Origin of the sequence: Exiguobacterium chiriqhucha RW-2 (assembly GCF_000416965.1) — a bacterium.
In the GTDB taxonomy this organism is placed as follows: Bacteria; Bacillota; Bacilli; order Exiguobacteriales; family Exiguobacteriaceae; genus Exiguobacterium; species Exiguobacterium chiriqhucha.
On the sequence record NZ_ATCL01000020.1, the window covers coordinates 928,902 to 947,149 of the forward strand.

Sequence of the window (18,248 nt, forward strand, 5' to 3'; positions counted from 1 at the left end):
AAATAATGTTCGGGCTTCCTGGTCAAGGTCATTTCGTGAGCGTCATTTCTTTTTCGACAAATTTCGTGTCGAACGCCCCTGTTCGAAAACGTTCATGGGCCATGACTTGTTGATGGAACGGGATCGTCGTGTGGATGCCCGATACGGTGAACTCGTCGAGGGCGCGAAGCATCTTCGCGATCGCCTCTTCCCGCGTCGGGGCATGGACGATTAGCTTCGCCACCATCGAATCATAGAACGGCGGGATGACGGCACCGGCATAGAGACCGCTGTCGACCCGGACGCCCATGCCGCCAGGAACGATATACTGATCGATTTTCCCGGCCATCGGACGGAAATCTGCAAACGGATCTTCCGCATTGATGCGACATTCGATCGAGTGACCACTAAATTTGATGTCCGCCTGGCTGATGGCAAGCGGATGTCCAAGCGCGACTTCGAGTTGTGCTTGGACGAGGTCGAAGCCGGTGATCATTTCGGTGACCGGGTGTTCGACTTGGATTCGCGTGTTCATCTCCATGAAGTAAAACTCGTTCACTTCCGGTACGTAAATGAACTCGATTGTACCCGCACCCGAATACTGAATCGCTTTGGCCGCTTTCACGGCTGCGTCGCCCATCGCTTGACGGGTCGTCTCATCGATTGCCGGAGACGGCGCTTCCTCGACCAACTTCTGCATCCGGCGCTGAATCGTACAGTCCCGCTCCCCGAGGTGGATGACGTTGCCGTATTGATCGGCGAGCACTTGCACCTCGACGTGGCGGAACGACTCAATGTATTTCTCCAAATAGACGTCGCCGTTGCCGAACGCCTGCTTCGCTTCTTTACGTGTGTCGGTGAGCCCTTTCACGAGCTCAGACTCGTCGAAGGCGACACGGATTCCACGTCCTCCGCCTCCGGCCGTCGCCTTGATGATGACCGGATATCCAATCTCGCGGGCGAGTTCGATCGCTTCCTCGTCGGTGACGACACCACTCGACCCCGGGACGACCGGAACGCCCGATTCGATCATCGTTCGTTTCGCCTCGTCCTTGATGCCCATCTTCCGAATCGCATAGCTACTCGGTCCGACGAACTGGATGCCGCACGCCTCACTCATTTCGGCGAACTCGGCGTTCTCGGCCAAGAAACCATAACCTGGATGAATCATCGTCGCATCGACCGCGCACGCGACCGACAAGATGTTCGGGATATTCAAATATGAGTCTTTCGACGGGTTCGGTCCGATGCAGTATGCCTCATCGGCAAGACGGACGTGCAGCGCCTCGCGGTCCGCTTCCGAGAAGACAGCGACCGTCGGGATATTCAACTCTTTCGCGGCCCGGATGATGCGGACCGCAATCTCTCCACGGTTAGCAATGAGTAGTTTCATACATACCTCACTTCACGCTGAAGAGCGCTTGGCCGTATTCGACTAAATCGCCATCTGCGACGAGGATCTCGACGATCTCCCCGCTGATTTCCGTCTCGACATCATTGAACAGTTTCATCGCTTCTAAAATACAGACGACCTGTCCGGCTTCGACGCGGTCGCCGACTTGAACGTAAGCGTCTTTGTCCGGTGCCGGACGCGAATAGAACGTCCCGACCATCGGTGACGTGATCGTGCGCAAATTGCTCGGCGCAGGTGTTGGTGCCGCTTCTTGTTCTGTCTCGACGACTGGCGCAGGTGCTGCGACCGGGGCCGCGTGCACGATCGGTGTATGAGTAGCGGCGAATTGTGGGGCCGCTTCCTTTTTCAATGAAAGTTTAAACTCCGGCGTCTCGAGTTCCATCTCGTGAACGGACGTCTGATCGAGTAATGTGATCAGCTCTTTAATGTGTTCGATTTGCATGAAATAACCCCCTGTTTATACCTGGTACTAATCTCTACTCTACTATAACTGGTCAGACCAGTGAATGCAACGACAAAAAAAGGGCCCATTCCGAAGAATGGACACCCTTGGTTTACCCGTTATAGCGGCCCGTGAACTCGCCTGTGCGCGTGTCGACCGTTACTTTTTCGCCTGGCTCGATGAAGAGCGGCACTTGAATGATGTGGCCCGTTTCGACCGTCGCGTTTTTCTTCACGTTCGATGCCGTGTCGCCTTTGACGCCTGGATCAGCTTCGACAATCGTTAAGACGACCGTCGTCGGAAGCTCGATTCCGAGAATCTCACCGTCGTAGTCAGCGATACTTACTTCCATGTTCTCGAGCATGTACGGGAGCGCCGCTTTCACTTGCTCGCCCGTCAATTCGAGCTGTTCATACGACTCTGTGTCCATGAACACGTACGTATCGCCCATCGGATAGAGGTACTGCATGCGTTTCCGTTCGATGTGCGCACGTTCGATGCGCTCGCCACCACGGAACGTCGTCTCTTGAATCGCGCCTGTGCGTAAGTTACGCATTTTCGTGCGGACGAAGGCCGCGCCTTTACCTGGCTTGACGTGTTGGAATTCGATGACTTGCCAAATCGAACCGTCAGACGTCTTGACCGTTAAGCCTGTTTTTAAATCGTTTACTGATACCATGTTGATTTCCTCCTAAAATGAGCTGAGACTCAAGCCTCAATCGTAATTAACTCTTTTGGCGACTGCGTGAGACGGATGTTGCCCGTCTCCGTGACGACCACGTCATCCTCGATGCGGCAACCGCCGATCCCGGCGATATAGATACCCGGTTCAATCGTGACGACCATCCCCGGCTCGAGCACCGTCTCCGAACGGAATGACAAGCCTGGTGCCTCATGCACTTCCATGCCGAGACCGTGGCCTGTCGAATGTCCGAAGTACTCACCGTAGCCCGCGTCTTTAATCACGTCACGCGTCAATGCGTCCGCCTCGATTCCCGTGATGCCAGCTTTCGTGCCCTCGACACCTGCGAGTTGAGCCCGGAGCACCGTATCGTAAATCGTGCGCAACTCGTCCGAGATGTCCCCGATAGCGAGCGTACGTGTGATATCCGAGCAGTATCCTTGATAGTAGGCACCGAAATCGAGCGTCACGAGTTCTCCCGCCTCGATGACCTTGTCGCTGGCCACACCGTGCGGCAATGCCGAACGATGCCCTGACGCAACGATCATATCGAACGAAGATGAGTCCGCACCTTGGGCCCGCATGAACATTTCCAGTTCATTCGCGACTTCTTTTTCGGTCCGCCCTGGACGGATGAACGTCTGGATGTGTGCAAACGCCGCGTCCGCAATCGCCGCGGCTTCCTTCATTATCTTAATCTCTGACTCATCCTTAATCAAGCGTAGCTTTTCGACGATACCTGACGTCTCGACGAGCTCGGCTGCGACTTCTTTTTCATACGTCCGGAACTGGCCGACCGTCATGTCATCTTGTTCGATGCCGAGGCGCTTCACCGCTTGCTCTGTCACGACTTCCGCCACCGACTTGATGAGCGACGTCTTATGCTCGATGATGTCGAAGCCTTTTACTTGGCTAGCGGCTTGTTCCGTGTAGCGGAAATCCGTGATGAAGCTCGCCGACTGCGCCGTGATTACGAGGACACCGCTCGACCCGGTGAAACCAGATAAGTAGCGAATGTTTTCCCGTTTCGTCACGAGCAATCCGTCGATGCCGTTCGCTTCTAGCTGACCTTGCAGTTTGTTGACCCGTTCAATCATGTCGATTCCTCCAATGTACGAGCAATGCCTGCAACGCGAGCGTATAGCTCGTCAGGCCGAAACCGCTGATGACACCGAGACAAACGGCGGCAAGTTTCGACTCATGACGAAACGACTCCCGTGCATGCACGTTCGAGATATGTACTTCGACGACCGGGGCTTTGATGGCGGCGATGGCATCACGGAGCGCAATCGACGTATGCGTGTACGCCCCCGCATTAAAGATGACTCCCGCATAATCGTACGCTTCATGGAGCGCGTCGATCAGTTCGCCTTCATGGTTGGATTGGACGAACGTCAACTGAACATCCTCCGGGGCGGCGAGCAATAGCTCCGCCGTCAATCCCTTCAACGAGACGTCCCCGTATACGTCCGGTTCCCGCTTCCCGAGCAGATTCAAATTCGGTCCATTTAAGACGAGTATATGCACAAGTCTTCCCCCCTGTTCGTCAAGTCGCCTCTATTGTAACAAATTTAACGGTTCGTGCGACAATCGACGTTCGTGAGGTTTCGTTTTTTACGTGAATCACGGTATAATTCAACTATATAACTGTAGGAATCGAGGAAATGACATGAAAACTAAACCAATGATTCCCGTCGGTGGCCAGGCGCTCGTGGAAGGCGTCATGTTTCAAGGACGCGCCGAGAGCGCTTCGGCGATTCGACGGAAAGACGGGTCTATCGAGACGTTCCAGCAGCCCCGCATTCTCGTCCCGTGGGTCCAATCGTTAAAAAAAATCCCATTCCTGCGTGGTGTGGTCGCGCTATACGAATCACTCAAAAATGGTTCGGCCCATATGACGTTCGCAAGCGATCGTTATGACGTCGACCCGAGTGAGGACGAGGCAACGAAACCAGAAGAGAAAAAACAGAACATCTTGATGGTCGTCATGATCGCCATCGTCGGCGTCATCTCATACGTGTTCGGGAAGCTGATTTTCAACGTCACCCCGGCCCTTCTCGCCGCCATGTTCCAAAGCGTGCCCGCATTGTCCGGTCATGTGATTCAAAACCTCCTCGAAGGGGGAATAAAATTAGTATTGTTGCTCAGTTACCTTTATTTGATTTCCTTGACGCCACTCATCCGGCGCGTGTTCCAATATCACGGGGCCGAGCACAAGGTGATCAACTGTTATGAGTCCGGACGACCGATTACCGTCGATAACGTTCGGGCAAGCTCACGCCTCCACTATCGCTGTGGATCGAGTTTCATCCTATTCACCGTTTTCGTCGGCATCGGCGTTTACATGATCGTCCCGATCGACCCCCTCTGGGTCCGACTCGTCAGCCGCATCGCTTTGTTGCCAGTGGTCATCGGCATCTCATTCGAGGTGCTCCAATTCACAAACCGCTTCCGTGAACATCGCTTCTTGTCCGTTCTCGGCAAGCCTGGGTTGTCTTTACAATTGTTGACGACGCGCGAACCGAATGACGAACAAATCCGTGTCGCCATCGAGGCGTTCGAGACATGGGAACGTTCAGAACTAGGTCAACCGGCCGTGCAAAGAGAGGGATAAAGAGGAGGAAAGCACCATGATCAGACAAAGAATCGGCTCGACCGCAGCCACGATCGTGTTCATCTTAGGCTTCATCGGTGTCGGACATATGCTCGCGACCGACCCTGGTCGATTGTTCAGACAGTTGCTCTTCATCGGGATTTTCGGGTTGATTTTCTATGTGATTTATCGAGTGTTCATGGCGCCGAAAATCTCGGCTGAGGATATGCGTTACCGGAAGACCGCTCAAGCCTCGAAAAAACGGATGCAACGCCCAGGTGCGAATCCGAAAGTCAAGCCGTCCACTGCGGCCAAGAAGAAAGTGAAGCCCAGTTCGAACGTGACGAAACTGTCGAAGCGTCCGACCCGCTCGGCCCATCGCAGTGACGCCCCTCACTTGACCGTCATCGAAGGCAAGAAAGGCAAGAAGAAAAAGAAAGCCAATATGTGAAAACGAACCAGGCCATATCCGGCCTGGTTCGTTTTTCATTCTGTCTCGACGAAGCCGATGTACGGCAGATTGCGGTACTGTTCGGCATAATCGATGCCATACCCGATGACGAATTCATCTGGAATCTCGAAACCGACATAGTCCGCATCCAACGTGACGAGCCGGCGGGCCGGTTTATCGAGAAGTGTACAAATCTTCAATTCTCCCGGTTGATGTAACGTCATGTGCTGGCATAAAAATTTGAGCGTCTGTCCCGTATCGATGATGTCCTCGATGATGACGACGTACTTTCCTTCGACATCGAGATCTAAATCTTTACGGAGTTGGACGTTCCCACTCGAGACCGATTTCTTCCCGTATGACGACGTCGCGACCGTGTCGAGTTGGACACTGCCCGTCATCTCGCGCATCAAGTCGGCTGCGAAGACGAGCGACCCTTTCAAGACGGCCACGAGCACGATTGGTGTCCCTGCCGCATCGCGTTCGATTTGTTGGGCGAGTTCCGCCACACGTTGTTTAATCTGCGCTTCGTCAAACAGTTTCCCTTTGATTTGAATATTCATAATGTCGGCGATTGTTCGCCGTCACCCCCTTATCTTTCTTACCAGCACCCATTCTATCATAAAAACGGCTTAAAAATAGACTTTACTTAAAAAATATGAAGTCATCGTTCGGTTTTAGGTTAGATTTATGTAAAAACGACCGCTTCCGATTCGATTCATCGGTCGCGGTCGTTTACATTCACTCGTCTTCAGAGCGGTTCACCTCTTGAAATGCACGAAACTGTGCCATCAGTTCCGGTTTGTCTTCGAAAAATTCGACGAATTGGGTCATACAGTCGAGCGTATTTGAGCTTAAGTGGTGTTCAATCCCTTCGACATCCTCATAGACGTGAGCTTCGTCGACGCCAATCAAGCGTAGAAATGACTCGAGCATCGCATGCCGTTCGACAAGCCGTTTCCCGATTTTCTGGCCTTTGTTCGTCAGCATGAGACCTCTATATTTCTCATAAATCAAATAGTCTTCCCGGTCGAGCTTTTGCACCATTTTCGTGACAGAGGAGGGATGCACCCCTAAATGTTCGGCGATATCGGATACGCGAGCGTATCCTTTCTCCACCATCAGCAAATAAATTCGTTCTAAGTAATCTTCCATACTCGGTGTCGGCATGGGCATAGCCTCCCCTTATGTTCCGTTCTGCAATCTCTATTTTAACGCAACCATTTAGAAACCGAAAGCAGAACGGGGAAATCCATCAGTCAATCATTGTCTCATGACCTTAAATTCTTTATAATGGATGTTGGTGAAACTTAATAGAGAAAGGGAGAACATCAATGGGAATCGAAACTATCCTCGTCATCATCCTATGGGCTGCGCTCATCGCATACATCGTCTGGCGTTTCTTGCCGGCTCGCGGTTTGAAGAAAATGAAGCAAGAAGAGTTCCGTGCATCGCTCCGTAAAGGTCAATTGATCGACGTCCGTGAACCGAACGAGTATAAGGGTGGCCACATCGTCGGCGCCCGTAACATCCCGGTCGGACAAATGAAACTGCGCATGAAAGAACTTCGCAAAGATCAACCGATCCTCATGTATTGCCAAGGCAAGTCACGTACGAACCAAGCGGCCAAGCTGCTCATGAAAAATGGTTATACGGACATCTACATGCTCGACGGCGGCTTCAAAAACTGGAAAGGGAAAGTCAAAAAAGACTGACCCGTTCACTACGTCCACTCCCTTTAGCGGAGATGGACGTTTTTTTGCGCCAAAAAACCCGCTCGCTTATAGCGAACGGGTTCGGATTCAATTGATGGACGACGGTTGGCGTCGTTCGTATTTGAGCACCGGCTTGCGAGCAGCGAGCGTCTCGTCGAGTCGTTTGACGACCGTCGTATGCGGGGCCGTCTGAACGATTTCCGGATTCTCTTCTGCCTCTTTGACGATTTGGAGCATCGCGTCGCAGAAGGCGTCGAGCGTCTCTTTCGATTCCGTCTCCGTCGGTTCGACCATGATGCACTCCTCGACGTTGAGCGGGAAGTAAATCGTCGGCGGATGGTAGCCGAAATCGAGCAATCGTTTGGCGATATCGAGCGTACGCACGCCGAGCGCTTTCTGGCGTTTACCAGATAAGACGAATTCATGTTTGCAGAACGTGTCGTACGGCACATCGAACGCATCTTTCAAGCGGGCGAACATATAGTTGGCGTTCAATACCGCTTCGCGTGAGACGCGCGTCAACCCTTCCGCACCCATCGTTTTGATGTAGCTATAGGCACGGACGTTAATCCCGAAGTTGCCATAGAACGGTTTGATGCGGCCAATCGATTGCGGACGATCATAATCGAGCGTGAAGCCCGTTTCGGCACGGCGCGCAATCGGCGTCGGCAAATACGGAATCAAGTCGCGCTTCACCCCGACCGGTCCAGATCCTGGACCGCCACCACCGTGCGGGCCCGTGAACGTCTTATGCAAGTTCAAGTGGACGACGTCGAAGCCCATATCCCCAGGACGGGCGATGCCTAGAATCGCATTCGAGTTGGCTCCGTCGTAATAAAGTTTGCCGCCGGCCTCGTGGACGACTTTGGCAATCTCCAAAATGTCGGCCTCGAACAAACCGAGTGTATTCGGGTTCGTCAGCATGAGCGCTGCCGTATCGGCCCCGACTTTTGACTTCAAGTCTTCCAAATCGACGAGCCCACGCTCATCTGATTTGACGGTCACCGTCTCGAAACCGGCGACGACGGCCGAGGCCGGGTTCGTTCCGTGTGCCGAATCCGGCACGAGTACTTTTGTCCGTTCCATATCACCGTTGTGATGGTGGAACGCCTTGATGAGCATGAGACCGGTCCATTCCCCATGGGCCCCGGCTGCCGGTTGAAGCGTCACTTCGTCCATGCCGGTGATTTCGGCAAGTTGTTCTTGCAGGTCGACCATGAGCTCGAGCGCCCCTTGAATCGACTCGACCGGCTGCAACGGATGGATATGGGCGAAGCCAGGGAGGCGGGCCATATCTTCATTCACTTTCGGGTTATATTTCATCGTGCACGAGCCGAGCGGATAGAAGCCGGAATCGACACCGTGGTTGCGTGTCGACAGCGACGTATAATGTCGCACGACATCAAGTTCCGATACTTCCGGAAGCTCGGCCGCTTCTTGACGAATCATCGAAGCCGGTAAGAGTGTGTCCAAATCGACTTCCGGCACGGTCGGTGTCGGCAAGTTGTAGCCCGTTCGTCCTGCACGTGACACTTCGAAAATTAATGTTTGTTCGTGTTGCATCACTTCATCCCCCCAACCACTTCAACAAATTGATCGATTTCTTCTTTCGTCCGAAGCTCCGTCGCACAGAGCAACATTTGCGTCTGCCGTTCTGTCTCATACGAGCCGAGTGGCAAGCCGCCGATGATGCCGGCCTCGAGCAGATGACGCGACACATGTTCCGCATCGACTCCGAAGTCGACGACGAACTCATTGAACATCGGCCCTTCATCGACTACTGTGTACCCGGCAGTCTTGAGTGCTTCTTTCATGTAATGGGCCGTTTGAATGTTACGGACGGCCATGTCACGAATCCCGTACTTCCCGAGCGCAGACATCGTGATCGATGCCGCGAGCGCATTGAGCGCTTGGTTCGAGCAGATGTTTGACGTCGCTTTGTCACGACGGATGTGTTGTTCACGGGCCTGAAGCGTCAAGACGAAACCGCGCTTCCCATCCTCATCGACCGTTTGACCGACGAGGCGGCCTGGAAGTTTGCGCATGAGTGCTTGTTTGACGGCGAAGTATCCACATGAAGGACCGCCGAAGCTTTGCGGGATTCCGAACGGTTGGGCGTCACCGACTGTGATGTCGGCACCGAGCGCACCCGGTGATTCCAGAATACCGAGCGCGAGCGGATTGCTCGACACGACGAACAAGGCGCCGGCGTCGTGCGCTGCTTTTGCGAGGGCTGACAAGTCCTCGACACGACCGTAGAAGTTCGGATATTGGACGACGAGACACGAGGCGTCCGTCAAATCGATGTCAGAAATATCGGTCACCCCCGCACTCACGTCCGTATATTCGACCGTGAGCCCTGGCCCACCGGCGTATGTTCGGATGACATCCTTCGCTTCCGGATGGACCGCTCCTGATACGACGACACGTTTTTTCTTCGTATGGGCACTCGCCAGATACGTTGCTTCGGCGAGGGCGGTGATTCCGTCATACATTGACGAGTTGGCCACGTCCATCCCCGTCAATTCGCAAATCATCGTTTGGAACTCGAACATCGCTTGGAGTTCACCTTGCGAGATTTCAGGTTGATACGGCGTATAAGCTGTATAGAACTCGGAACGGAGAAGCATATGGTTCATGACGCTCGGAGAGAGGTGATCGTACATCCCGGCCCCGAGGAAACTCGGAGTCGATTTCGTGTGCACGTTTTTCTCAGCCAGCTTCGTCATATGACGAACGAGGTCAACTTCCGGAAGCGGCGCACCGATGGCCGCTAAAGAAGCCGTCTCCCGGAGCGATGCTGGAATATCCTCGAGTAGGTTTTCAATCGACTCTACGCCAATCGTCTGCAACATGTCACGCTCATCTTGCTCTGTCATCGGTAAATAACGAAACTCCATTCTATTCATGCTGAATCCCCCTGTTTCATTTACGTTTATAAAACGGTGTCGGTACACGTTCGGCTTCTATTTTTTTACCCCGAACTTCAACGATAAAGTGTGTCGCCTCCGCGAAACGGCGATCGACGCGCGCCCAGGCAATTGATTCGTTCACCGTCGGCGGCATCGTACCAGTCGTGACGACACCAATCGTCTCACCGTCAACTTCGACCGTCGCGCCTTGACGAGCGATACCGCGCCCGAGCAGACGCAAGCCGATCAATCGGCGCGGGATGTCTTCTTTTTGCTTCACGAGGGCATCCTTACCGATGAACTCAGTATCGAGTTTGACGGCGAAGTTCAAGTTCGCCTCGAACGGAGTGACCGTCTCATCGAGCTCGTGCCCATAGAGTGGGAGGCACGCTTCAAACCGGAGCGTGTCACGCGAGCCGAGCCCGCATGGCGTGACGCCTTCAGCTTCTAACGCTGACCAAATTGCGGCTACGTCTTCGGCACGGGCATACAATTCAAACCCGTCCTCCCCCGTATAGCCGCTGCGTGAAACGATGGTCGACACGCCGGCCACGTCGCCGGTCATGAACCGGAAAAACTTGATGTCGGCCAGCGGCATATCCGTCAAACGGCCGAGCACTTGTTCAGCCACCGGTCCTTGGATGGCGATTTGACCATAGGCGTTCGACTCATCCGTCACCGTGACGTCCCCTGTGACATATTCACGGACGTGCGCCACATCTTTTTCGATATTCGAGGCGTTGACGACGAGCCAAAATGCGTCTTCATCGAGTCGATAGACGAGCAGGTCATCGACGACACCGCCGTTCGGTAAACAAAACAGATTATACTGCGCCTGACCGATCTGTAATTTTGACACATCGTTCGTGACAAGACGTTGCACGTTCTCGAGCGCATCCGGTCCTTCGATGCGAATCTCCCCCATGTGTGACACATCGAACATCCCGACGTTGTTGCGAACCGCTTGATGCTCTTCTTTAATCGATGAGAACATGATCGGCATCTCAAACCCCGCAAAATCCACCATCTTCGCCTTTACGGAAATCAAATCATATAAAGGCGTACGTTTTAACGATACTTTCTCCATATTATCCCCCAATCCCGAACGTAAATAATGTATTTCGTGAAATATTTCGTTTTCTATTCCACTTTATCAATTTTTTGCGGCTCTGCCTAGCCAAAATGGGCAAAAATAAAGAGGATGGAAAACGAAAACGTTTTCATCCTCATTATTTCATATTTTAGTCTCAGTGGAAACGTCTGGGCGTTCGATTCCAGCGGTCCGTTTAATTTCTTTCGTCAAGCCGACGGTCGCTTGTTTCAGCTCCATCGTCTCGTCCTTCACTTTCACCGAATAGGCTTTCATCTGTTTCACCGATGCATTGACCGTATCCACGTGCTGTTTAATCTCATTGACGAGCCCTTGGATGACGTCGGCACGGATTTGGAACCGTTCCGTCAAGCGCTTCACGCGACGAAGGTCTGCCTTCATTTTATTACGGTACAATAAGAAGCCATACAAGCCGAGCCCGACAAGTGCGAGTACGATAATCCCAAGATTAATCCAAATCATCCTTCTACCTCCTTCAACTGATTCAATGTATGCGCGATGGCCTCTGTGCAGAGCGAAGCGTCAAGCACATGATTTGCGCGCGCATAGAGCGGTCGACGACGTTCGTACAACGTGTGAACGGCCGCTTTTCCGTTACGAACGAGTGGACGGTCCGAGTCTTTAATCCGTTCCCAACAAGCTTCAAACGGCAAGTCGAGCGTGATGATGACACCTTGCTCTCGCATCCATTCCATATTCGCTTCCCGTTCAACAATCCCTCCGCCCGTCACGATATAGTCAGCGCGCGCATTTTGTAACAGTCGACTCTCTTGGAGACGAAACGCTGCTTCGCCGTAACGATCGAAATATGCCGGGATGTCCATACCGGTATGTGTTTCAAACAACTCGTCCAAATCGATGACGTGATTCGATTTTGCAAGATATTGTTTTAAGCTTGATTTACCTGTACCCATAAATCCAATGATGTAAAACGGTTTAGTCATCGAAATAAATCACCTCTTTATGTCGTTCACCGGTCTGAAGGCGTACGTCGACCTCAATCGTCCCAGTGCCGAGCGGACGGCACTGGATCGTGCCGGTCGGTCTCGTCAACGCGACCGCGGTCGACCCGCACGTCCGCTCCGCCACCATCACGTGAGCCTCGAAGCGAATCGCCAAGGCATCGAGCGCCAATTGTTCAGTGCTTCGTTCGATATCAGTATACCAAAACATCGCCCCGCCGAGTAACCACGTCAATACGATTAACGTCGACATCACAAAGTATCCGCGCGCATGCACATCACGTTCTTCTCGCGCGGCCCGGTCGCATCGTTCCATTGAATTCGAAAACCTTCTCCTACCGGTTCGACCCGGTACGCCTCGATCCCTCTTAAAAATAGCAAATTCCCTCCCCCGTCTCCGACCATGACCAAGTTCCGGTCGATTTGTTTGAGCGTCCACGTCCATGTCGTCCCGTCCGGACGCACGTGCGTACCGACGAGACGGCCCAACACGACGTCACAATCGCGGCTCTCGAACAGTTTCCGCACCATCAGTTGCGGCGTCGTCTGGACTTTCGCCCGAGGTTGTTCATAAAATGCTTGTCCGAGGACGAGGAAGTGGACCATCAACCCGATGAAGAGCGGGATGATCAACATCGTGAGACTCACTTCGAGCAAGGTGAAGCCCGAATCAAAGCGTCGGCAGGCAAAGGTCGCCGTCACAGATTGTTTGGCGCCCGCTCGGGTTCGCGGCATCGCGCAACACCTCCCCTTGGAGCCGTTCATACGTACGGACGGTCGTCTCGAGGCGCTCGACCCGTTCCGTCGCCGCCTCGATGAATGGGGCAACGACACCGACCCAAGCCAGTAAGAGCGCCAGACTGAGGCAAATCTCCCAAAATGTGACTCCTTGCTCATTTCCCTTCAACGCGCAACACCTCCGGCTCGTACGTCCCCATCCTGAATTTCAACGTCACCATCGTCGTTCCTGAATAGAACTTCCACTGTCCCGCATACGTCGCTGCCGTGCGTGAAAAGACGATTTCACTATTGGTCGGCAAACTCAGATTGACCCCTTCCGGCACCACGCGGGACACGATCGGTGTCGTCCCGCAAGCGATTTGGTAGCGCCGTTCTTTGAGATACCAACGTAAACGCGGCACACACGAGCCGTCGGCGGCGACGTAGGGCGCTTGTCCCACTTCGGCGATGTCACTCACGAGCGCCTCCGTGAAATCGAATAATGCCAACCGGTCCATCGACCGGACGACCGGGGTCGCCATGAGGAGCAGGAGTGCCAAAATGACGAGGACGGCCGCCGTCTCGATTAACGTATAGCCGTCTCGCCTCACTGTTTCGTCAACGTACCGGTCGTCGGCGCATACGTGTACACGAGCGACTGACAACTGTATTCGAGCGGACTCTCAGTCGTGGCACGGTCGATCGCCACTAACGTCTCAGGGTACGCTTTATGTTCCGCGTAATACAAATTGATTTCGGACTCGACGATGCGCACACTGCCCTCGCAACTGACGCTGTCCGCTCGTGACTTCCCGTCTGACATCGACGGGACGAGGAGCAAGAGCAACACCGAGATAATTAGCAAGACGGCGGCCATTTCGACGAGCGTGAATCCTTGTTCTGATTTGAAGCGTGTCATAATCAGATTCCTCCTTGTCATAGTTGAGACATGATTAGTTTGACCGGCAAATAAATCGTATAAAAGATCATCGTGACCATCACCGTTAAAAATCCGTATAACATCGGTTCCGCCTTGGCGATCAGCTGCTTCCAATACAGCTCCATCTCTTCGAACACGAGATCCCGATGAATCATCATGATTGATCCGAGCTCCCCGCTCACCGTCCCGACGCCGAACAGACTGACGACTTCATGTTCGAGCAAACGCTCTTGCCGCGCCGCCGCCTCGAGTTCGCACCCAGCCGACATACGCTCATGCATCCGTCTCGCGATGCTCGCCACTTCACCGTCGCCTCGTGACAGCCGCTCGATGATGTGACGGACCGAACCCTGTCCTTCACTCAACAAGGCTAACTCACTGACGAACAAGTACGTCACGTACAGCCGTCTGCCTCTCTCGACGACACGTAGCGGCACGAGTCGGCCGCGTCGGCCGTTCCAATAGAGGCCGGCCCCAGTCACGAGCAATCCGACGAACAGACCTGGGAAAAACCATCGCGACAGAAGAATCGCGTTCAGCCCATCGAGCGTATCGACCTCTACCATTGTCAACAGCTTTGGGAAGATATACAGGGCGTAAATCGCACCGAGCCCGAGCAGCATCGTCAAAATCACGAGCGGGTACCGTGCCAACTGGCTGAGTTCTTGCCGTAGATTGCGGCGCATCGTCGATAAGACGAGCACTTGCTCAAGCCCTTCCAAAAAATGATGACCCCGTTCGGCTGTGACGAGCATCTCTCGCATCCTCGGGTCGGTGACGAGTCCCTCGAACACGTTGGCGAGCGGGCGTCCTTGCTCAAGTTGATTCCGCATCTCACGGATGGCTAGTTTCATTTTTCCACGTTCATGCAGTTCGAGCGTCTCGAACGTCTTCTTCAACCCGACTCCACGTGACTGGAGTCTGAGGAAGCGGCGAATGATGGCCAACTCCTTGCTCAATTGGTCTCGGACCACGTACAGCTCACCTCGTCTTCCCGGTGCAGGATGCACCAATGCCGTGTGACTTCCATCTTCCCCGTGAGCTGTTCGAGTCGCCGTTCGCCATCGGTCACACTCGCCGTATGGAACGTCGCAATCGTCATATGACCGCTGAGTGCCGCATCATGCGCCACCCTCAACTCCTCACTCGTCCTGATCTCTCCGATGACAATCACATCCGGATCGGCCCGGAGCGTCTCTTTCAGCAACGTGCGATGGTCGAGTCCCGCTTTCGGATTGACTTCGAGTTGAATCACGCCCGGCACTTGCTTCTCCGGAGGGTTCTCAATCGTGACGATGCGTCGACCGGCCAAACTTTGTAAAAACGCATATAGGACGGTCGTCTTCCCCGCCCCGGTCGCGCCCCCGATTAAGAGCAGACCTTGCCGAAACGTCGACCATTCGTTGAACCGATGGACGTCCTTGTCATCTAACAACTCCGCTAAGTGGAACGAGGCGTTCGGAAGCCGCCACGACATGAGCGTACGGTCGAACGATGGTAGGAAAGTGACCCGGATTGCCTCAACTGACCCGGCGTACATACCGGACTGGGGCACGCGATGATCTGTTTCCGTCAACGAGCACCAATACTTCATATGTAAGGTCAATCGTTCATAGTCTGTATGTGTCATCATCTCCAATCGTTGCAAGTGTGCCCCATGCCGTACTTGAATCATCACCTCGTCCCCTAACGGCATGAAATGGACATCACTTGCCTGCAACGTACGTGCCGCATCAATCACTCGCTCAATCATTCGTATCATCTCCGCCACCTCAACTTGAGCATAAAAAAAAGCCCACTCGTTGGAAAGTGGACTTGTGTCATGAAACGTTTGCAGTTGTCGATTCGAAACGGCGGGCATACGCCTCGATTGTCGCCTTGTCATAACCGACAATGACTTCGTTGCCATCCGTCAAAATCGGGCGTTTCAATAGTTTCGGATTTTCGCTCATCAACTTGAGCAACTCGCTCAGCTTTAAATCTTCGACGTCAATGTCTAATTGCTTGAACGCCTGACTTCTCGTTGCAAGAAGCGAGTCGACTCCGTTTTCGCTCAGTGCCAATAGCGTCTTCAATTCGTCCACGGTCGGGGCGTTGCGGAAGATATGGCGCTCGCTAACCTCAAGGTGCTGCTCCTGTAAAAACGCTTTCGTCTTACGGCATGAAGTACAGCTCGGGTACGTGTAGAACATCAATTCATTTGCCATTTCAATACCTCCTCATAATGTGTGGAACGATTCGTTCGATGTGTGTAAGTTGATTATACAACCTTATACCCGTTTTGTACATAGTTTGTACAAGTTTTTTTATTTTTTTGTACAACCTTGTCCAACGTTTTTATTTCACATATTTTTCACGATTATTTTGCTCAATTCACACGTTTTCATAGCATTTTTCTGAATGTGTTGGTAAAATAGTGAATGAGAATGGAATAATGCACGTATGGGGGGATTAACATGGCGAGAATGTTCCGTGTCCTAGGCTTTTGGACTGGGTTGATCGCGGCGCTTGCTTTTGTAGGCGCACTCGGTGGAGATCAAAGCAGTAGCGAACATAGTGGTGACTTCGTCGTAATGGGTCTTGTCTTTTTAGCTCAAACTATTTTCTTCGTCGCACTAGGCTACTTGAAACTCACTGAAAAAACGTATGTATACGTGTTCGGCGCTTATTTGACTGTCTTCTTCGTCGTCTTCACGTATTGGAGTAACTTCCAAATGTAAAAAAAAGATTGTCTCCTCGTGAGACAATCTTTTTTTTAGTTATCTGTCGAAAAACGGATTCGTCCGAATCTCGGCATCGAGCGTCGTCTTCGGTCCATGACCTGAATAGAGCACCGTTTCACCCGGTAATAACTGACGCATGCGATCGATCGATCCAAGCAACGTCGCTTGGTCACCACCGTACAAATCGGTCCGTCCGACCGACTGTTTGAAAATCAAATCCCCACAGAAGGCGATGCGTTCGGTCGGGAAGTGAAGCGTGACGCTGCCCGGCGAATGACCCGGCGTGTGATGCAACTCGATGGTGAACGCACCGATTCCGAGCGTCTTGCCTTGGTAGATCCGTTCGGCCGGTCGCATCGCCGCACTTGGCAGATGAAACTTCGCCGCCCCGTTCTTCTCGTCGTCCATCAGCCACGTCCGTTCCGCTTCATGGACGTAGACCGGGACGTTGTAACGGTCACGCAAGGCATCGATTCCCCCGATATGGTCAAAGTGGGCATGTGTCAACAGAATGGCGTTCAAGCCACCGAATCGTTCCACTGCCTCGAAGAATTTCGGGTCATCCGTGCCCGGGTCGACGATGAGGACCGTGCCTTCTTTTTCGAGCACGTATCCGTTCTCTTGGGCCAGGCCCGATGTGATTCTTACTATGTTCATCCAGAACACCTCCCCCATCATTCTAATCGATATTGTGGCAAAATTGTAGCGGAGGCTTTCTTTTCTCGACAGCGTCTACATTATCGGATAAAATAATAATGATATTTCAGTGAAATTTTTATGAATTTCATGACGTATAATAAAGGGGGAACTCGTCATGCATTTGTATGAACCATTTGGATGGATCTCGCTCATCGTTGCACTCGTTGCAATCTGGGGAATGGCCCGTTCGTTTAAGAAGCGCCAATTCTTTCCACTTGCTTTCGCCGCGGTCACTGTACTCGTATTCGGATTTTTCGGCGTCGCGACATTGATTTACGGTGGAATCCCAAGCTAATGAGCACGAAGACGACTCTGGTCGTCTTTTTTTGTATAACCAATAGCGCCGTCCCGGCTAAGCGGGACGGCGCTATTGGTTATTGTTCGGTCTGCTCTTTGAAGCGGAGCAAATCTGAGTAAATCAAATCATCGTTCATTTGGAGAATCTTCTCTGCTTCTGCGCTATCTGGTCCACATAGCGAGACGTCCTCGACGACTTCACCGCTCGAAGCGTCATAGCATGTCGATTGCGTCCAGACGTATTCGTCGGTGATGACGGTGCCATCCCGGAAGATGGCGCGGCTCGTCCGGTCTTCCGATAACAAGTCATTTCCGAAACCTACCGTGTCCGAAGTGTCGATCCCGAGCAAGTGCAAGATTGTCGGCTTCATATCGACATGACTGCCGATCGTCTCGTGCACTTCACCCTTGTCTTGTCCCGGTAGATGAACCGCGAACGGGACGGACTGGAGCTTGGCGACGTCGTATGGCGTCAACTCGTCTTTCCCGAGCAGATCAGCCATGGCGTCGTTGTGGTTCGTCGAGATCCCGTAATGGTCACCGTAGACGACGAAAATCGTGTCGTCCCACATGCCGTTCGCCTTCAACTCATCGATGAACAAGCCGAG

General features: G+C 53.0%; 27 protein-coding genes. 5 read left to right on the forward strand and 22 right to left on the reverse strand.

From position 1 onward, the window contains the following. Positions 1-28: 28 nt before the first annotated feature. The 5 genes from accC to aroQ form a co-directional block, all read right to left on the reverse strand. Positions 29-1,372 (reverse strand): acetyl-CoA carboxylase biotin carboxylase subunit, encoded by a 1,344-nt coding sequence (gene accC / locus M467_RS28890; RefSeq protein WP_021067704.1) that lies wholly within the window; start codon positions 1,370-1,372, stop codon positions 29-31. 7 nt (positions 1,373-1,379) lie between these two features. After that, complete coding sequence (gene accB / locus M467_RS28895; protein WP_021067705.1) at positions 1,380-1,835, reverse strand: acetyl-CoA carboxylase biotin carboxyl carrier protein; 456 nt, start codon at positions 1,833-1,835, stop codon at positions 1,380-1,382. Positions 1,836-1,947: 112 nt separating this feature from the next. After that, positions 1,948-2,514, reverse strand: coding sequence for an elongation factor P (gene efp, locus M467_RS28900; RefSeq protein WP_021067706.1), 567 nt, complete (start codon positions 2,512-2,514; stop codon positions 1,948-1,950). 29 nt (positions 2,515-2,543) lie between these two features. After that, the gene (locus M467_RS28905) at positions 2,544-3,611 is read right to left on the reverse strand and encodes a M24 family metallopeptidase (RefSeq protein ID WP_031200299.1); all 1,068 of its coding nucleotides are present in this window, start codon (positions 3,609-3,611) and stop codon (positions 2,544-2,546) included. After that, positions 3,607-4,044, reverse strand: a complete 438-nt coding sequence (gene aroQ / locus M467_RS28910) for a type II 3-dehydroquinate dehydratase (RefSeq protein WP_021067708.1) — start codon at positions 4,042-4,044, stop codon at positions 3,607-3,609. Before aroQ ends, M467_RS28905 begins: the two co-directional genes overlap by 5 nt. Before the next feature lie 142 nt (positions 4,045-4,186). Between aroQ and M467_RS28915 the strand changes: the two genes are divergently transcribed. Beyond that, complete coding sequence (locus M467_RS28915) at positions 4,187-5,131, forward strand: DUF1385 domain-containing protein (RefSeq protein ID WP_029595268.1); 945 nt, start codon at positions 4,187-4,189, stop codon at positions 5,129-5,131. Positions 5,132-5,147: 16 nt separating this feature from the next. After that, positions 5,148-5,561 carry an SA1362 family protein gene (locus M467_RS28920; protein ID WP_021067710.1) on the forward strand — a complete coding sequence of 138 codons (414 nt, stop codon included), beginning with the start codon at positions 5,148-5,150 and terminating at the stop codon, positions 5,559-5,561. 35 nt (positions 5,562-5,596) lie between these two features. Here the strand turns inward: M467_RS28920 and hpt are convergent, their stop codons facing one another. Both hpt and mntR read right to left on the reverse strand, forming a co-directional pair. Continuing rightward, positions 5,597-6,124, reverse strand: coding sequence for a hypoxanthine phosphoribosyltransferase (hpt, locus tag M467_RS28925; protein WP_021067711.1), 528 nt, complete (start codon positions 6,122-6,124; stop codon positions 5,597-5,599). 178 nt (positions 6,125-6,302) lie between these two features. Then, positions 6,303-6,731, reverse strand: coding sequence for a transcriptional regulator MntR (gene mntR / locus M467_RS28930; RefSeq protein ID WP_021067712.1), 429 nt, complete (start codon positions 6,729-6,731; stop codon positions 6,303-6,305). A 170-nt stretch (positions 6,732-6,901) separates the two neighbouring features. Here mntR and M467_RS28935 point away from each other — a divergent pair, with 170 nt between their 5' ends. Further along, the gene (locus M467_RS28935) at positions 6,902-7,276 is read left to right on the forward strand and encodes a rhodanese-like domain-containing protein (RefSeq protein WP_081637957.1); all 375 of its coding nucleotides are present in this window, start codon (positions 6,902-6,904) and stop codon (positions 7,274-7,276) included. 87 nt (positions 7,277-7,363) lie between these two features. Here M467_RS28935 and gcvPB read toward each other — a convergent pair whose 3' ends face one another. The 13 genes from gcvPB to M467_RS29000 all read right to left on the reverse strand — a co-directional run bounded on the left by gcvPB (position 7,364) and on the right by M467_RS29000 (position 16,128). Further along, positions 7,364-8,839 (reverse strand): aminomethyl-transferring glycine dehydrogenase subunit GcvPB, encoded by a 1,476-nt coding sequence (gene gcvPB / locus M467_RS28940; protein WP_021067714.1) that lies wholly within the window; start codon positions 8,837-8,839, stop codon positions 7,364-7,366. Continuing rightward, a complete protein-coding gene (gene gcvPA, locus M467_RS28945) occupies positions 8,839-10,176 on the reverse strand; it encodes an aminomethyl-transferring glycine dehydrogenase subunit GcvPA (RefSeq protein ID WP_031200302.1) in 1,338 nt (445 codons plus the stop codon). The genes gcvPB and gcvPA overlap by 1 nt, the downstream gene beginning before the upstream one ends. A 25-nt stretch (positions 10,177-10,201) precedes the next feature. Next, a complete protein-coding gene (gene gcvT / locus M467_RS28950; RefSeq protein ID WP_021067716.1) occupies positions 10,202-11,275 on the reverse strand; it encodes a glycine cleavage system aminomethyltransferase GcvT in 1,074 nt (357 codons plus the stop codon). A 147-nt stretch (positions 11,276-11,422) separates the two neighbouring features. Further along, on the reverse strand, positions 11,423-11,761 hold the full coding sequence (locus tag M467_RS28955) for a hypothetical protein (protein ID WP_021067717.1): 339 nt from the start codon (positions 11,759-11,761) through the stop codon (positions 11,423-11,425). Further along, positions 11,758-12,243, reverse strand: a complete 486-nt coding sequence (locus tag M467_RS28960; RefSeq protein ID WP_021067718.1) for a shikimate kinase — start codon at positions 12,241-12,243, stop codon at positions 11,758-11,760. Before M467_RS28960 ends, M467_RS28955 begins: the two co-directional genes overlap by 4 nt. Then, positions 12,236-12,514, reverse strand: a complete 279-nt coding sequence (locus M467_RS28965) for a hypothetical protein (protein WP_021067719.1) — start codon at positions 12,512-12,514, stop codon at positions 12,236-12,238. The genes M467_RS28960 and M467_RS28965 overlap by 8 nt, the downstream gene beginning before the upstream one ends. After that, positions 12,514-12,996 carry a prepilin-type N-terminal cleavage/methylation domain-containing protein gene (locus M467_RS28970; RefSeq protein WP_158406029.1) on the reverse strand — a complete coding sequence of 161 codons (483 nt, stop codon included), beginning with the start codon at positions 12,994-12,996 and terminating at the stop codon, positions 12,514-12,516. Before M467_RS28970 ends, M467_RS28965 begins: the two co-directional genes overlap by 1 nt. After that, complete coding sequence (locus M467_RS28975) at positions 12,932-13,168, reverse strand: hypothetical protein (protein WP_021067721.1); 237 nt, start codon at positions 13,166-13,168, stop codon at positions 12,932-12,934. Before M467_RS28975 ends, M467_RS28970 begins: the two co-directional genes overlap by 65 nt. Continuing rightward, on the reverse strand, positions 13,155-13,592 hold the full coding sequence (locus M467_RS28980) for a prepilin-type N-terminal cleavage/methylation domain-containing protein (protein WP_021067722.1): 438 nt from the start codon (positions 13,590-13,592) through the stop codon (positions 13,155-13,157). The genes M467_RS28975 and M467_RS28980 overlap by 14 nt, the downstream gene beginning before the upstream one ends. Further along, on the reverse strand, positions 13,589-13,900 hold the full coding sequence (locus tag M467_RS28985; protein WP_021067723.1) for a prepilin-type N-terminal cleavage/methylation domain-containing protein: 312 nt from the start codon (positions 13,898-13,900) through the stop codon (positions 13,589-13,591). The genes M467_RS28980 and M467_RS28985 overlap by 4 nt, the downstream gene beginning before the upstream one ends. Positions 13,901-13,917: 17 nt before the next feature. Next, entirely contained in the window at positions 13,918-14,895 is a 978-nt protein-coding gene (locus tag M467_RS28990; protein ID WP_021067724.1) for a type II secretion system F family protein, read from the reverse strand. Next, positions 14,877-15,683, reverse strand: coding sequence for an ATPase, T2SS/T4P/T4SS family (locus M467_RS28995; protein ID WP_031200309.1), 807 nt, complete (start codon positions 15,681-15,683; stop codon positions 14,877-14,879). The genes M467_RS28990 and M467_RS28995 overlap by 19 nt, the downstream gene beginning before the upstream one ends. A gap of 58 nt (positions 15,684-15,741) precedes the next feature. Then, positions 15,742-16,128: a Spx/MgsR family RNA polymerase-binding regulatory protein gene (locus M467_RS29000; RefSeq protein ID WP_021067726.1), complete on the reverse strand. Its 387-nt coding sequence runs from the start codon at positions 16,126-16,128 to the stop codon at positions 15,742-15,744. Positions 16,129-16,377: 249 nt separating this feature from the next. Between M467_RS29000 and M467_RS29005 the strand changes: the two genes are divergently transcribed. Continuing rightward, on the forward strand, positions 16,378-16,641 hold the full coding sequence (locus tag M467_RS29005; RefSeq protein WP_021067727.1) for a DUF2626 domain-containing protein: 264 nt from the start codon (positions 16,378-16,380) through the stop codon (positions 16,639-16,641). A 39-nt stretch (positions 16,642-16,680) separates the two neighbouring features. Here the strand turns inward: M467_RS29005 and M467_RS29010 are convergent, their stop codons facing one another. Next, positions 16,681-17,301 carry an MBL fold metallo-hydrolase gene (locus M467_RS29010; RefSeq protein ID WP_031200312.1) on the reverse strand — a complete coding sequence of 207 codons (621 nt, stop codon included), beginning with the start codon at positions 17,299-17,301 and terminating at the stop codon, positions 16,681-16,683. 157 nt (positions 17,302-17,458) lie between these two features. Here M467_RS29010 and M467_RS29015 point away from each other — a divergent pair, with 157 nt between their 5' ends. After that, complete coding sequence (locus M467_RS29015; protein ID WP_021067729.1) at positions 17,459-17,638, forward strand: DUF2759 domain-containing protein; 180 nt, start codon at positions 17,459-17,461, stop codon at positions 17,636-17,638. A 79-nt stretch (positions 17,639-17,717) separates the two neighbouring features. On the opposite strand, the gene M467_RS29020 is transcribed toward M467_RS29015, so the two are convergent. Beyond that, positions 17,718-18,248, reverse strand: a 531-nt coding sequence (locus M467_RS29020) for an LTA synthase family protein (RefSeq protein WP_021067730.1), incomplete at its 5' end; no start/stop codon positions are given.

What these genes read in the sequence shown, in the direction of transcription:
- accC (WP_021067704.1), bottom strand. Translation starts at nt 1,372, where the DNA reads ATGAAACTACTCATTGCTAACCGTGGAGAGATTGCGGTCCGCATCATC.
- accB (WP_021067705.1), bottom strand. Translation starts at nt 1,835, where the DNA reads ATGCAAATCGAACACATTAAAGAGCTGATCACATTACTCGATCAGACG.
- efp (WP_021067706.1), bottom strand. Translation starts at nt 2,514, where the DNA reads ATGGTATCAGTAAACGATTTAAAAACAGGCTTAACGGTCAAGACGTCT.
- M467_RS28915 (WP_029595268.1), top strand. Translation starts at nt 4,187, where the DNA reads ATGAAAACTAAACCAATGATTCCCGTCGGTGGCCAGGCGCTCGTGGAA.
- M467_RS28920 (WP_021067710.1), top strand. Translation starts at nt 5,148, where the DNA reads ATGATCAGACAAAGAATCGGCTCGACCGCAGCCACGATCGTGTTCATC.
- hpt (WP_021067711.1), bottom strand. Translation starts at nt 6,124, where the DNA reads ATGAATATTCAAATCAAAGGGAAACTGTTTGACGAAGCGCAGATTAAA.
- mntR (WP_021067712.1), bottom strand. Translation starts at nt 6,731, where the DNA reads ATGCCGACACCGAGTATGGAAGATTACTTAGAACGAATTTATTTGCTG.
- gcvPB (WP_021067714.1), bottom strand. Translation starts at nt 8,839, where the DNA reads ATGCAACACGAACAAACATTAATTTTCGAAGTGTCACGTGCAGGACGA.
- gcvPA (WP_031200302.1), bottom strand. Translation starts at nt 10,176, where the DNA reads ATGGAGTTTCGTTATTTACCGATGACAGAGCAAGATGAGCGTGACATG.
- gcvT (WP_021067716.1), bottom strand. Translation starts at nt 11,275, where the DNA reads ATGGAGAAAGTATCGTTAAAACGTACGCCTTTATATGATTTGATTTCC.
- M467_RS28955 (WP_021067717.1), bottom strand. Translation starts at nt 11,761, where the DNA reads ATGATTTGGATTAATCTTGGGATTATCGTACTCGCACTTGTCGGGCTC.
- M467_RS28960 (WP_021067718.1), bottom strand. Translation starts at nt 12,243, where the DNA reads ATGACTAAACCGTTTTACATCATTGGATTTATGGGTACAGGTAAATCA.
- M467_RS28965 (WP_021067719.1), bottom strand. Translation starts at nt 12,514, where the DNA reads ATGTCGACGTTAATCGTATTGACGTGGTTACTCGGCGGGGCGATGTTT.
- M467_RS28970 (WP_158406029.1), bottom strand. Translation starts at nt 12,996, where the DNA reads ATGCCGCGAACCCGAGCGGGCGCCAAACAATCTGTGACGGCGACCTTT.
- M467_RS28985 (WP_021067723.1), bottom strand. Translation starts at nt 13,900, where the DNA reads ATGACACGCTTCAAATCAGAACAAGGATTCACGCTCGTCGAAATGGCC.
- M467_RS28995 (WP_031200309.1), bottom strand. Translation starts at nt 15,683, where the DNA reads ATGATACGAATGATTGAGCGAGTGATTGATGCGGCACGTACGTTGCAG.
- M467_RS29000 (WP_021067726.1), bottom strand. Translation starts at nt 16,128, where the DNA reads ATGGCAAATGAATTGATGTTCTACACGTACCCGAGCTGTACTTCATGC.
- M467_RS29005 (WP_021067727.1), top strand. Translation starts at nt 16,378, where the DNA reads ATGGCGAGAATGTTCCGTGTCCTAGGCTTTTGGACTGGGTTGATCGCG.
- M467_RS29010 (WP_031200312.1), bottom strand. Translation starts at nt 17,301, where the DNA reads ATGAACATAGTAAGAATCACATCGGGCCTGGCCCAAGAGAACGGATAC.
- M467_RS29015 (WP_021067729.1), top strand. Translation starts at nt 17,459, where the DNA reads ATGCATTTGTATGAACCATTTGGATGGATCTCGCTCATCGTTGCACTC.